Below are 14272 nucleotides of genomic sequence, written 5' to 3' on the forward strand. Positions count from 1 at the left end.
TGCTCTCCTACTTCCTCCCCTTCGTCCGGCGGAGGTACTCGGCGTAGCGCTTGTCCGCGTAGGCCTCGGCCTGGGCCTCCATGTCGGGCAGGTGGCCGTTCTTGTGATGGTAGAGCTCGTGGAGGATCGTCCTGAGGGCCGTCTCCATGTCCCGCAGCCCCTCCGTGCTGATCTCGATCAGCGGGAGCTTGTTCGGCCCGACGACGGCGACCCGCAGCGCGTTCCCGTTGCCCTTCCCGGTGAAGGGGCTGCTGCCGAGGGCGACGGAGTTGGGGTGCTCGATCTTCGGGACGTGGACGATGTCGTACCCCTTGACGCTCATCCCGGCCCGGCCGAGGGCGATCCGCACCGACTTGATACTGACGCCGGTCCGGGCCGCCGCCTCGGACCCCCCGCCGGTCGCGGCGGCGGAGGTGCCGCCTCCGCCCGGCGTGCCGCCGGTGCCGGTGGGCGTGTCCCCGGTCGCGGCGGGCTCCCCGCCGCCGCCGTCGCCGGAGCCCTTCCCGCCCTCGGGCGCCTTGTCGGCCTTGCCCCCGCCGCCGGGTTCGCCGGGCTCCTTGCCGGTGCCCGACTTCGGGTTGCTGGGGCCCTCCGTCTTCGGTGTGGTGGGCGCGGGTTCCGCCTGCGGGGCGGTCGTGGTCGGCAGGTCGCCGTCCACGAACTTCCGGACCGCGCTGATGAAGCCGTCGCCCTCCGACATCGCGAGCTTGATGGCCTTGGCGCTCTTGAAGCCCCAGATGGTGCCCTTGACGAGGCCGACGCCGTCGATGGCCAGCGAGCCGATGGTGCCGGTCCACTGACCGGCGACGTAGGCGGTGGAGCTGGAGTCGGTGTCGAACAGCTCGGCCAGCGGGTCGTCGTCGACGTAACCGGTGTGGCCCAGCTTGTACGGGGTGTCGTTCTCGTAGTCGAAGATCTCGTTGAAGACCTCGTTGTCCCCGTTGTAGCAGTCCGCGGCGGCGTTCCACCCGTCCGAGAGGGTGTTGACGCTCCACTGCCACGGGTCGCCGACGACGGAGTCGCCGACGCCGGTGAAGAAGCCCCCGATGTCGTCGAGGCTCCACCACAGACCGGTCGGGTCGCTGCCCGAGACCGGGTTGTTCGCGGCGTAGGTGTAGCCGCCCATCTGGTTGGGATCGCCGGCCTCGAAGACCGGGTCCACCGACAGGAAGCGGCCGAGCACCGGGTCGTACTGGCGGGCGCCGAGGAGGTCCAGGCCGGTCGTCGGATCGGCCGGCTTGCCCAGGAAGCCGTGGTTGTCCGCCCAGGAGGCCGGGGCGGGACCGCGCTGGTTGCCGTACGGGTCGTAGGCCCGGCGGGTGATCGCCAGCGTCTTCGCGTCGACCTGGAGCTGGGCGGTGCCCTGCGGATTGGTCGGCTGGTAGCTGATGGTGCCGTTGCTCGCCCGGACGATGGTCGTACCGTCGGGGCAGCTGTAGTACCGCAGGGCGCTGACGGCCTTGGTGGCCTTGTCGAGGGTGAGCTGCTCCGTGCCGCCGAACAGGTAGAGCGTGGTGCTGGTGGGCCCGCGCTGGAGGAGCAGCGCGCCGTCGGCGTCGTAGAGGTAGGTGGTCTCCTTCCCGTCGGTGGTGATGCCGGAGGTCGCGCCCTCGGCGTCGTAGCTGATGACCTGGTCGAGCGGCGCCGCTCCGGTACCGACCCGCCTGGTGGTGTTGCCCGCGTTGTCGTACGTCGGGGTGAGCGTGCTGGTGCCGGTCGTCGGGTTCGAGGTGACGATCCCGGTCGCCGCGTTCGGCCGGGTGGTCGGCGTCGCCCCGGCCACCGGGTAGCTGCTGGACTGCGTGGTGTCCTTGGCCGCGTTGCCGGTCACGTCGTGCTTGACCTGGAGCGTGCGGTCACCGAGCAGGTCGTACTGCCAGTCGGTCCAGTACGGGGCCGGGCCGCCGATGGTCGAGGGACCGGGCGTACTGGTCTTGCAGGCGGCGAGCTGCCCGGCCGTCGGGCTGGTGATCCCCTTCGTGTCGGTCCAGGCGGTGGTCAGCCGGCGCAGTGCGTCGTAGCTGAAGCACTGGGTGTCGGTGACCCGGTCGGCACCGCCCGAGGACTGGGTCTCGGAGACGGTGGTGAGGTTGCCCACCTGGTCGTAGCCGTAGGTGGTGTCGGAGATCGGGTTGACGGTGTTGTTCTGCAGGGTGACCCGGTTGGTGGCCAGCCGGCCGGTGACCTGGTCGTAGGTCTGCGCGGTGCGCAGCTGCTTGGTCGGGGTGCCGATGGTGGTCTGCAGGACCTGGCCGAGCGGGCTGTAGCTGGTGGTGTTGACGTAGGGGGTGGTCGGCGAGCCCATGGAGACCAGGCCGCCCTGCAGGTTGTAGCCGAAGCCGACGGTCTCCTCGGCCAGACCGCCCGCGGCCCCGAAGGTCGTCGAGCCGAGCAGGCCGACGGTGTCGGTGTAGCTCGCGGCCGTGGTGTACGTGCCGGCGAGCTTGCCCTCGCCCACCGGGACGGTCACCGTGCTGCCGGTCGGCTGGTACGCGGTCGTGTACCCGTCGATCCGGGTGACGTAGGCGTCGCCGGCGCGGCCGTTGACGTACCGCGTCGTGGCGTCGGGGTAGCCCTTGGCCTTGGCGTCGAAGCTCCACTCGGCGAGCAGCTTCGTCTGGTCGGTGGTGCTGGTCCCCGCGTACTTCGCGGTGGTGCGGCCCATGCCGTCGTAGACGTACGACAGCCACTGGCCCCGGCCGTCCCGCGCCCTGGCGAGCCGGCCGAGGTCGTCGTACTCCTTGACCGAGGTGCCGCTGTCGGGGTCGGTCTGCGACACCAGCTGACCGCGCAGGTCGTAGGTGTAGCTCCAGACGTTGCCGGCGGTGTCCTTGACCGACGCGACGTCGCCCCTGGCGTCGAAGGTGTAGCTGGTGGTGACGTCGGCGCTGCCGACGGCGCCGACGGGCCCGGTGGACCAGACGACCGCGTTGGACGCGTTGGACACCGCGACCACGCCGTCGCCCCGGACCATGAGGTAGGCGCCGGTGGCACCGGTCGTGCCGCTCCTCCAGAGCCGCGCCGTCCTGCTCGCGTTCTGGACCACGAAGTCGCCGTCGGCCTGCATGACCGCCACGGCGCCCGGGTTGCCGGACGTGCCCGAGGACCAGAGCGTCCGGCCGTCGGCGAGCCCGGTCAGCACCAGGTTCCCGTCCGCCCGCATCGCCAGCCGGACGCTCTTGGACACCACCGACGTGCCCGAGGCGATCACCGTGCCGGCGGTCAGCTTCCGGTCGGGGGTGTCGTCGTGCACGACGGTCGAGGTGGTGCGGCCGAGGCCGTCGGTGTAGGTCGTCGTGCGCGCCGCACCGACCGTGGTGTCGACGCGGTCGGCACCCGGGTAGGACGTGCCGGACTGCCACAGGGTGCTGGCGAACGAGACCTGCTGGACCGAGACCGGCCTGCCCTGTCCGTCGTAGGCGGTCCTGGTCACCGACGGGCCGGTGTTGTTGGTCTCCGCCCACATGCCGGTGCCCGCCTCGTGCGCGGCGTCGGTGTAGGGGGCGATGTTGGAGACGGCCCAGCCGTGCGAGTCGTAGAAGCTCGACGACACGAGGCGCCCGGCGGAGTTGTCCGCGGTCGTGGTCTGGCTCTGCCGCGGCCTCAGCAGCCCGTCGTAGTAGGTGACGGACTTGTTGTACGAGCCGTTCTCGCGCAGGGTCTCGGTGGTGACGGCGGAGGGGTCCGGCTTGTCGCCGGCACCGTGCACGTCGTAGCCGAACTTGCGGTCGGGGCTCTGGGTCGCCTTGCTGCGGCCCGGCGTCCACACCTTGGTGCGGCGGCCGAGCGCGTCGAACTCGACGTCGGTGATCCGGCCGTTGACGTCGACGGCGTGCGTGACGGCGCCGCGCGCCACCGAGATCGTGCTGGTGGCCACCCAGCCCAACGGGTTCCTGGTCGACAGCGAGTCCGGGAGGACGCCGTCGGCCGGGAGGTAGGCGGTCGTGGTCGCGGCACCCGCCGCGTCCACCGTCTTGGTGACGCGGCCGTACTTGTCGTACTCCAGCCCGCCGAGCGACTGGTAGGACGGCTGCCCGGGGGCGGTGTACGACTTGATGGACTGGGTGCCGGTCACCAGGCCGAGCGAGCTGCCGTTGCGGCCGAGCACGCCGTAGGCGGCCGGGTCCGGCACTCCGGCGGCGCCGTCGTAGAAGAAGCGCTTGCCGTAGAGCGTGGTGGTCCCGCCGGGTGTGGTGCCGCACGGCCCGGCGACGGTGAGGACCTCGCTCGGGTAGATCAGCATCATCGGATTGGCGGCGGGCGCCGGGGCGTAGCCGGTGGTGGTGCAGGTCTGCTGCCCCGAGGCCGCCAGGTCGCCCTTCTCGTCGACCTGGTGGACCCGGCCGAGGTCGTCCATGGTGGTCACGGTCTGCACGGTCCGCCACGAGCCGTCGGACAGCAGGCCCAGCGAACGGGCCGAGGTCGAACGGACCTGGTGGGCCTTCAGGTCGGGGAGCGTGGACAGCTTCGCGGGTGCGGGGTCCTCCGAGGTCCAGGCCGTCCGGGCGGCACTGGCGGTCTCGGCGACCGTCGGCGGGTCGGCCAGCGTCTTGGCGACGACGCTGCCGCCGGCCTTGGTGAAGGTCTGCGTCTCGTAGGGGGCACCGGCCGACCAGGGGTTGTCGGTGATCTCCTCGTTGAGCGAGTTCCGCACCTTGACGGTGCGCCTGGTCCCGTCCGCCTTGTAGTCGCCGTCCATGCCCTGGAGGTAGGAGACGACGCTCTGGGTGATCGGGTCCGGGGCGGCGCCGGTGGTGGTGGTGACGGTGCGGTAGCCCCGGAACTGGTTCCAGGTGCGGTGCTGGTCGTCGGTCAGGTCGGAGTCGTCACGGTGCCAGGCGGCGCCGTCGCTGTAGGCGTAGTTGGTCACCTTGGCCGGCGAGCCGGCCTTGGTCCGGTCGCTGTCGGTGACCTGGGCGACCAGGGTCTTGTGGAACCAGTCCTCGATCGGGTCCTTCCCGCCGGGCGTCGTCCACCAGACCGGGTAGCAGGCCATGGTGTTGGCGTCGGCCGAGGCCGGCATGGTGTTCTTCTCGCGCGAGCACTCCGGCGCCCGGTAGGTGACCGCGACGGATTCGCCGGTCTCGGTCTGGATGCTGGAGACGCGCGGGTGGAACAGCGGCGGGGCGGCCGGAGAGAGGCCGTCGACCCGGTTGTCCATCTCGATGCCGGTGAAGGTGACCGGGTCGAGGGTGAGCGGGCCGCCGCCGCCGGCGGAGGTGTCCCGGCCGGTGTGGACGATCTCGGAGAGCCACATCACGGACTGCAGGGCGCCGGCGTTCGTCGGGTCCTGGGTCTTGCCGGTGACCGGGTCGTAGGTGCCGCCGGCATCGGAGAAGACCTGCTTCAGCTCGAAGCTGTCGACGTCCTGCCAGCCGGATCCGGTACGGACCTTGGTGTCCACCGACTTCAGCCGGAAGGTCGACCAGAAGGTCGGTCCGCCGGTGAGGCAGACCCCGTCGGTGTCGTCGTCCTCGACCTTGTTCTTGTCGGTGGCGAGGCAGGTCAGGTCGTACGGCGTGTCCGGCCAGTTGGTCGCGGTGTCCCGCGACAGGTTGTCGAGGGTGCAGACGCTGTCGGAGGTCGTGCAGCGCTGCGCCGCGTTGAACACGACCTTGGCGGCGGGCTCGCGGCCGGCCTGCGCGTCCGTCAGCTGGTAGCCGTAGGAGATCTGGGTGAGGCGGCCGCCCCGGGTGTACTGGGTGAGGGTGCCGCCCTTGTCGTCCTTGGCGACCTGGCCGTAGCCCATGTTGTAGTAGTTGGACTCGGTCGACCAGTCGTAGCGCTGGACGTTGCCGTGCGGGTCCACGGCGAAGTCGAGGTTGAACCGGTAGCCGACCGGCTGGTCGCACCGCGAGTCATTGCCGTCGGCGGAGTCGTGGCACGGGTCCTCCGCCTTCGGGTGGTAGACCGGCACGCCCCAGGCGCTGTTGGTCGCCGTGTCCGACGTGGTGCCCGGCGCGTGGTTCAGGCCCAGGTAGTACGCGGTGCCGTCGGTGGTGGTGACCTTGAAGTACTCACCCTGCCAGAGGCCGTTGGTGGCCCCGGTCAGCCGCTCGATCCTCGTGCCGTCGTCGTTCTGCAGCCGGTAGCCGCCCGAGGAGTCCCGGAGCAGCTCGCCGGTGTGCGAGCCGAGCGAGATCGTGGCGTTCCAGCCGCCCCAGCACTCGTCCCCGGAGTCCTCGATGCCCTGGTCCTTGCACGCCTTGTAGGAGCGCTCGATGAAGCCCGGGCTGTAGCCCCAGCCGTCACCGATCCACGAGGACTGCGAGTTGCGGGCCGAGGTCTCGCCGTCCACCGACTGCGAGTCGTAGGCGAGGGTGACCGCGGGCGCGGCGCCGCCGAGCGACGGCGGCACGGTGATCGGGTAGGCGTAGGTGAACGCGCCGGAGGCGGAGGCCGTCCAGGCGCCCGAGGCGGACAGCGAGGTCGCCCCGTAGTCGCCCTGCGAGCCGCCGGAGCCGGCGACCGCCGCGACCGCCATGGTGGCGCCGGCCGAGCGCGCGGCCGACGACGCGGCGGCGAAGCCGCTCGTACCGGTCCGCACGTCGGAGGCGACCGCGACCGTACCCGACAGCGTCCGGGCCCGCGGGTCGTTGGTGAACTCGATCGGCGTCTGCCGGCGGCACTCCGCGCGCTGCGGCGTCGTCAGTGCACAGCCCGGCAGCGCGACCAGCCGCAGCCGGGATGCCCAACCGCCGCCGTACGCCTGCTCGATGGAGCTGTAGTCGAGCGACACCGAGACGCCGCCCACCCCCGGCCTGCCGTCACCGCGGGCCAGTCCGACCAGGAGCCCGTCGACGCCGGCGGCCTTGGCGCCGCTCCGGTCGGCCAGCCGGACCTCGACCGAGGAGAGCGGCGCGACCGGGGCGACCGGGGCGATCAGGCGCCCGGACCGCGGGCCGAGCGCCGAGGTCGGGACGGCGGACACCGAGACCGGGGTACCGCCCGCCTTCAGGCGCCCGGTGGCCGGCGAACCGCCGAGGTCGACGGTGGCGGTGGAGCCGCCGGGCCAGCGGGCCGCCTCCGGGGTGTGCGTCCGGAGCTCCCGGGCGCCCTTCGGAACGGCCGGCTTCGGGGCGGGGCGCGCCGCGCCCACCGGCCCCCCGGGCACCTTCGGTTGCTGGGGGAGCGGGTCGGCCGACCATATCTCGCCGGTGTAGCGGTAGGGGCCTACGAGGACGTCGGTGGCCACCGCCAGCGGCGTCGCCAGCGAGAACGCGGCAACCGTCGCCATCGCGACCGTCCCCCGTCTCGCCCATCCCCTCCCCCGGGCAGCACGAGACCATCGCACTTTCGCGCGCATCGTGAATCATCCCCCTATTAACAGTTTTGGACGGCCCCGGGGCTGATGCACCATCACGCGATTTCGCCCCTGGCCAGGGCGAACCGTATTGCCACACACGCATCACCGGCAATACCCTTCCCCGGCAGTCACATCGCTCACAACAATCACACCCGACCCAGGGGTTTCGACGGGTCAGGTGTCCGATGCCTGCGATGTGGCCAAATCCACTGCCCGCCAGGGGGGTTGTGAATCCCCCCGCGAAACGGTCGCGGGCACCAGACACATTCGAAGGATCTTTCGTGGGGGAAAACACCCGCGTCCCACGCGGTGGGACGCGATCGCCAGGACGTCGGCTCGCGCTGACGGCGGCGCTCGCCGGCCTGATACTCGGCACCGCCGGCCCGGCCCTGGCCGACGACCGGCCCGCGGACCGGCCCGCCGTCTCCGACTCACCGATGAGGGCGGCCTCCGAACGCGCGAAGAAGGAGCGGAAGCCGGTCGCGGTCGAGGAGTTGACCTCCGAGACGACCCAGACGGTGGCCAACGCGGACGGCACCTTCACGCTGACCGACCACGTCCAGCCGGTCCGGGTGAAGCGCGACGGCTCCTGGTCGGCCGTGGACGCGACCCTGGGGAGGAACGGCGACGGCACCTTCTCGCCGAAGGCCACCCCGGCCGGGCTGGCCCTCTCCGGCGGCGGCTCCGGCCCGCTGGCCACGCTCACCGACGCCAAGGGCCGCCGGCTCTCCGTCACCTTCCCGGTCGCCCTGCCCGCTCCGGCCGTCACGGGTGACAGCGCGACCTACGGCAACGTCCTGCCCGGCGTCGACCTGCGGGTCATCGCCAACGACCAGGGCGGCCTGCGCGAGGTCCTGGTCGTCCACGACGCCACGGCCGCCGCCGACCCGGCGCTGAAGTCCCTGAAGCTCGCGGTCGCCACCAGCGACGGGCTGACCGTGGCCGCCGACGAGAACGGCTCCGTCACCGCGCGGACCACCGACGGGACGACGGCGTTCACCGCGCCGACCCCGGTCATGTGGGACTCCTCGACCACCGCCGGTACGGTCGCGGCGCGGCCCGCCCAGGCACCCGCCCCGGCGGCGCGCAAGGGCGAGCTCAGGTCGGCCCGCGTCGACGAGGCGCCGCCCGCCGCGCCCGCCCCCACCCGCTCCACCGAACGCGAGCCCGGCACCGGCGCGCAGCTCAAGCGGATCGCCGTGACGGCCGAGCCCGGCGCACTGACCCTGGTACCCGACGCCGGGCTGCTGACCGGCCCGGACACCGTGTGGCCGCTGTACATCGACCCCTCGGTCAGCCCGGTGACCAACGGCACCAGCCACTACGCCACGGTCCGGGAGGGCTGCCCCGGCATCGTCGCCTACGACGAGCCGCAGGACAACGGCCAGGGCGCCGGCTACCAGCACTGGAACGACTGCCAGGGCCTGTACCGGTCCTTCTACCAGATCGACACCAGCAACCTGACCGGTGACATGGTGGTCTCCCGGTCGGAGTTCCACATCACCGAGACCTACGGTGCGTCCTTCGACTGCAACCACACCGCGCCGGTGTCCCTGGCCACCGTCAGCGAGCTCGCGACCGACACCAAGTGGTCCAAGCAGCCCTGGGTGACCGGCGACGGGTGGCTCGGCGGCGCGCAGTACCCGAAGAGCTCCAACATCTCGAACCACTGCGGCAACCACGAGGCCGTGTTCAACGTCACCGGCCAGATGCAGAAGCTCGTCGGCCACAACTCCAACTGGACCGTCGGCATCTTCGGCAACGAGACCAAGTCGTCGGGCAACAACGACTTCATGCGGTTCAACACCAATCCGTACGTGGTCACGGTGTTCGACATCGCGCCCAACGCCCCCGACATGATCAGCGTCAGTCCGCAGCCGCACGGCCCGGACAGCAACGGCTGCGACGGCGTGAACATCGGCTGGATCGGCAACTCCGGCACCACCGGCAGCGCCTCCAACATCACCCTGAACGCCCGGCTCTCCACCAAGATGAGCGGTGTCAACCTCCAGGCCATGGCGCACGTCTGGGACAACATGTCCAACGACGGCGGTGGCAACCCGGCCAGCAAGTCCTGGCCGTGGAGCGCGTCGGTGAGCAACTGGGGCACCGTCTACGACAACGTCGGTTTCACCGTCGAGGACGGCCACCAGTACGGCTGGAACATGATCGCCAGCGACGGCACCCTGACCGGCCCCAGCTCCCCCTACTGCTACTTCAACGTCGACCTGACCCCGCCGAGCATCCCGACGGTCGCCGACAACGCGGCCTTCCCGCCGCTCGGCAGCGACCGGACGCCCACCGGCCACGCCGGCGCCACCGGGGCCAAGGTGCGGGTCACCGCCAACGACCCGGTGCCGGGCGGCTGCACCCGCGGCAGCTGCGTCAGCAGCGGGATCGACCGGTTCGAGTACTCGCTGGACGCCAACATCCCCGGCGGCGGCCCGTCCGTCCCCGCCGTCCAGGCGGCCGGCGGCACCGCGACCGCGGACGTCCCGATCAGTGTGAGCAGCGCCCAGTGGGGCACCCACACGCTGTTCGTGCGCGCCGTCGACAAGGCCGGCAACACCCAGGGCACCGTCGCCCAGTACAGCTTCTTCGCCCCGTTCGACCCCAGCGCCAAGGTGGCCCCGGGCGACCTGAACGGCGACGGGGTCCCGGACCTCGCCGCCACCACGACCGCCGGCGACCTGGTGCGCGTCCCGGGTGGCGGCTCCACCGAGGACCTCGAAACCATCTCCACCCCGGCGACCAGCCCGGACGGCACCGGCTGGAACAACTACCTGGTCGCCCACCGCGGCACCCTCACCGCGGCCATGGCCGACGACCTGTTCGCCTATCAGAAGACGACCCACAAGCTGTACCTGTACCAGAACGACGCCAACACGGCGGGCGGCACCACGGGCCACTTCACGCTGACCCAGAACGTCGTCCCCCTCAACAACTCCGCGGGCTGCCCCGCCAAGGGCTCGGACGGCACCTGGAACAAGGTCACCCAGATCCTGGCACCCGGCAAGCTCGCCCAGATGGCCGACGTACCGGACCTGGTGACGGTCGACAACGCGGAGCTCTGGTACTTCCCGGGCACCTACCAGGCGGGCTGCAACCTCGCCGCGGGCGTGAAGATCGGCACCGGTGACTGGTCCCGCACCACCCTGCTCGCACCGGGCACGGTGAACGGCGTCCCCACCCTGTGGGCCCGCGAGAACGCCACCGGCGCCGTCAGCAGCTTCCCGCTGACCTTCGACGGCAACGGCGTCCCGACCACCCGGATCACCGCTCCCACCAGGGCCCCGCTGACCTCCGGCGTGCTCGACACCGCCGGTAAGAACATGTGCCTGGACATCAACGGCTCGAACACCGCCAACGGCACACCGGCGCAGATGTACAGCTGCAACACCACCGACGCGCAGAGCGCCGCCCTCGGCACCGACAGCAGCGTCCACCTGCTGGGCAAGTGCCTCGACGTGAGCCGCGGCGGCCTCGACAACGGCAGCCCGGTCCAGCTCTGGGACTGCAACGGCACCGGCGCCCAGAAGTGGGTCCCCGGTCCGTTCGCCGGCTCGCTGCTCAACCCGCAGTCCGGCCGGTGCCTGGCCGACCCCGCGGCGTCCAACACGCCCAGGACCCAGCTGATCCTCTGGGACTGCCTGACCGACCACGCCGAGCAGGTCTGGGCCGCGACCACCACGGGCAAGGCCCTGCCGCCGGCCCAGCCGGTCCTCCCGACCGGCCTCGGCGACCGGCTGGCCCCGACCGTGGCCTCCCCCGGTGACGTCGACGGCGACGGCAACCCCGACCTGTACGGGACGTCCGCCACCGGCACCGTCACCCGGCTCCCGGGCGCCCGGACGCCGGCCGCCCAGGCGGCCGACCGCTGGAGGCTGACCGACACCACCGACAGCCGGCGGGCCAACGACCTGACCGTGGCCGGCGGAGCGGCCGTCGGCCCCGACGCCACCCGGGGCACGGTCCTGAACCTGCCCGGCGGCACCGGCTACGCGGTCAGTGCCACCGGCTCCGTCGACACGCGCAAGAGCTACACCGTCTCCGCCTGGGTCAAGCCCGGCGACCTGGCCAACACCTCCGTGTTCGTCAGCCAGGGCGGCACCAACAACGTCGGCCTCCAGCTGTACTACTCCGCCTGGGCGCACGCCTTCGCGTTCGGCCGCAACGTCGACGACTCGGCCGTCGACACCTTCAACGCCGTCTACGGCCCGACCACCGGCGGCCTCAGCCCCAGGCTCAACACCTGGACCCACCTGACCGGGGTCTACGACGCCGGCACCAAGCAGCTCCAGCTCTTCGTCAACGGCGCCGCGGCCGGTGCCGCGGCCTACGCCGGCACCGAGTGGAACGCCACCGGGCCGGTCCAGATCGGCCGGCGGGTCCTGGCCGGCGGGTACGCCCAGTACGCGACCGGCGCGGTCGGCGACGTCGTGATCGTCCCGTCCGCGCTGCCTGCCACCGCCGCCGCGGCGCTGGCCACCGACACCGCCCAGTTCGACGCCCCGGTGCTGTTCGGCGACGTCCACCGGCCCACCGACCGGTGGAGGCTCACGAACTCCGCCGACGAGATCCGGCCGGCCAACAGCCTCACCGTCTCGGGCTCGGCCTCGTTCGTCAACGACACCACCCGCGGCACCGTCCTCGGCCTGTCCGGCGCCACCGACGCGCTGGCCACCACCGGCGGCCCGGTCGTCGACACCGCCAGGAGCTACTCCGTCTCGGCCTGGGCCTACCTGACCGGGACGAACGACTACGCGACCGTGGCGGCCCAGTCGGGTACCAGCGTGAGCGCCTTCTACCTGCAGTACTCGAAGGCCTTCAACGCCTGGACGTTCGTCTCGCCGTCCGGCGACTCGACCGGACCGGCCTCCTACCCGGCCGCGTTCGCGAGCACGCCGCCGGCCCTCAACACCTGGACCCACCTGGTCGCCACCTACGACGCGCCCGGCCAGACCATGAGCCTGTACGTCAACGGCAAGCTCGCGGCCACCGCCGTCAACTCCACTCCGTGGGCCTCCACCGGCCCCCTGACCATCGGCTCGGCCAAGAACGGGAACAGCTTCCCCGGCCGGATCAGCGACGTCCAGACCTGGACCAGCGCGCTCTCCCCGGCCGCCGTCGCCTCGCTCGACTCGGAGCAGCCCGTGCTGACCCAGCTCGTCTGACCCAGCTCGTCCGACCCGCTGGGCCGGTCCATGACGTCGGCCTCCGGGACCCGCCAACGGTCCCGGAGGCCGACGTTGTGCTGTGTGGCGCCCCTGCGGACGGCTAGCCGAAGACCGCCCGGCGGAAGGCGTTGCGCAGGTCGGTGAGGGGCTGGGTCTCGCGGCTGTAGTGCACCTTGTTGGTGAGCAGCAGCGCCCAGCGGCCGAGCCGGCGGGAGACCCAGATCCCGGTGCCGGTGAAGCCGTAGTGGACGAAGGTGCCGTCGGCGGGGTCGGTGCCGGGGGCGCAGAGCCAGGACAGGCCGCGCGCGGGGGCGAGTCCGCCGGTCTGTTCGCGCAGCGACTCGGCGATCCAGGGTCCGGCCCAGGGCAGCGCGGCCGGCGGGTCGACCAGGGCGGTGAGGAAGCGTTCGAGGTCGCGGGCGGTGGAGAAGGCGCCCGCGTTGCCGCAGACGCCGCCGAGCAGCCGGGCCGAGGGGTCGTGCACCACCCCGCGCAGCGGGGCGCCGACGGCCCGGTCGTACTCGGTGGGTGCGGTGCGGGCGGCCGACGCCGGACCGAGCGGGCCGAAGCGGGTGTCGGTCATGCCGAGCGGGCGCCAGACCTGCCGTTCGGCGAGCGCGTCGAGCGGGGCGCCGGCCAGGTCCTCGACCAGGTGGCCCAGCAGCACGGCGGCACGGTCGGTGTACTCGACGGCGGTGCCGGGCGGGCGGTGCAGCGGGGCGGCGACGACGCCGGCCCGGATCGCCGCCCGGTCCCGGCCGTAGCGCTGCTCGAACTCCGTGCGCAGCGGCAGTCCAGCCGTGTGGGCGAGGAGTTGACGGGCCGTCACGCACCCCGTCGGCTGCCCCGCGGCCGGCGGCCAGTAGTCGCCGAGCGGGCGGTCGAGCGGGAGCCGGCCGGCCTGCCGGAGCGCGCCCGCACACGGCCAGAGGGCGACGATCTTCGTGAGGCTGGCGAGGTCGAAGAGCGTGTCGGGCCCCATCTCCAGCCCCTCGTACGGGCCTTGGCCGAGCACCCCGACGGAGCCCCGGCCCCGCCCGCCGGCGGCGTCGCCGACGGCCCAGACGCCGCCCGTGCCGACCCGGCGCAGCCCCGCCTCCACCAATCGCTCCAACTCGCCACCGGGGGCGCCGAGCACGGCCGGCGGGTCGGGGGCCGCGGCCCGTACCGGCTGCTCGTCCACGCCTGCCCCCGCCCGCTCGGCCACCGGTCCGCCCGGAGCCTACCCAGCGGGCGGGCGGTCAGACGGCGGGCACGCCGCCGAACTCCTTGCCGAGGCAGATGCTCTGCGGGTGGTCGCGGTAGATGCCGAACTTCTGGATCGGGTCGTAGCCCTCGGATCCGTAGAGCGCGACCGCCTCGGGCTGCTCGGTCCCGGTCTCCAGCACGAACCTGGTCCGGCCGGCCTCGGCGGCGGTCTGCTCCAGGCGGCGCAGCACCGTCCGCGCGAGGCCGCGCCCGCGGGCCCGGGGGACGACGAACATCCGCTTCAGCTCGGCGTCGCCGTCGCGCAGGCCGTGCGGGCCGGCCTGCTTGGCGCGCCAGCCGCCGCAGGCCACCGGCCGGCCGTCGAGGTAGGCGATCAGGAACAGACCGGCCGGCGCCTCGAAGTCGTCGGGGTGCAGCTCGGTGAGGTCGCCCTCGCCGTAGCGGCGGACGTACTCCTCCTGCACCTCCGCCGAGAGGCGCTGGGCGTCCGGGTGGCCGTAGCCGGTGACGCGGATCTCGATGATGTCGCCCTTGCCGTCCCGCAGCTCGGCGGTCCCCGTGATGCTCTCCATGGTTGAAG

The 14272-nt window shown here is 72.4% G+C and carries 4 protein-coding genes; 1 reads left to right on the forward strand and 3 read right to left on the reverse strand.

Annotated elements, in window-relative coordinates; genetic code table 11:
- Positions 1-7: 7 nt before the first annotated feature.
- Entirely contained in the window at positions 8-7237 is a 7230-nt protein-coding gene (locus ACZ34W_RS17445) for an RHS repeat domain-containing protein (RefSeq protein ID WP_465605017.1), read from the reverse strand.
- 350 nt (positions 7238-7587) lie between these two features.
- Here ACZ34W_RS17445 and ACZ34W_RS17450 point away from each other — a divergent pair, with 350 nt between their 5' ends.
- Complete coding sequence (locus ACZ34W_RS17450; protein WP_465605020.1) at positions 7588-12480, forward strand: LamG-like jellyroll fold domain-containing protein; 4893 nt, start codon at positions 7588-7590, stop codon at positions 12478-12480.
- Between the two features lie 103 nt (positions 12481-12583).
- On the opposite strand, the gene ACZ34W_RS17455 is transcribed toward ACZ34W_RS17450, so the two are convergent.
- Together ACZ34W_RS17455 and ACZ34W_RS17460 are read right to left on the reverse strand one after the other, a co-directional pair.
- Positions 12584-13666 (reverse strand): serine hydrolase domain-containing protein, encoded by a 1083-nt coding sequence (locus tag ACZ34W_RS17455; RefSeq protein WP_465605023.1) that lies wholly within the window; start codon positions 13664-13666, stop codon positions 12584-12586.
- 58 nt (positions 13667-13724) lie between these two features.
- Positions 13725-14264: a GNAT family N-acetyltransferase gene (locus ACZ34W_RS17460; protein ID WP_329486508.1), complete on the reverse strand. Its 540-nt coding sequence runs from the start codon at positions 14262-14264 to the stop codon at positions 13725-13727.
- Positions 14265-14272 lie beyond the last annotated feature (8 nt).

This window comes from Kitasatospora sp. NPDC022856, assembly GCF_055561235.1.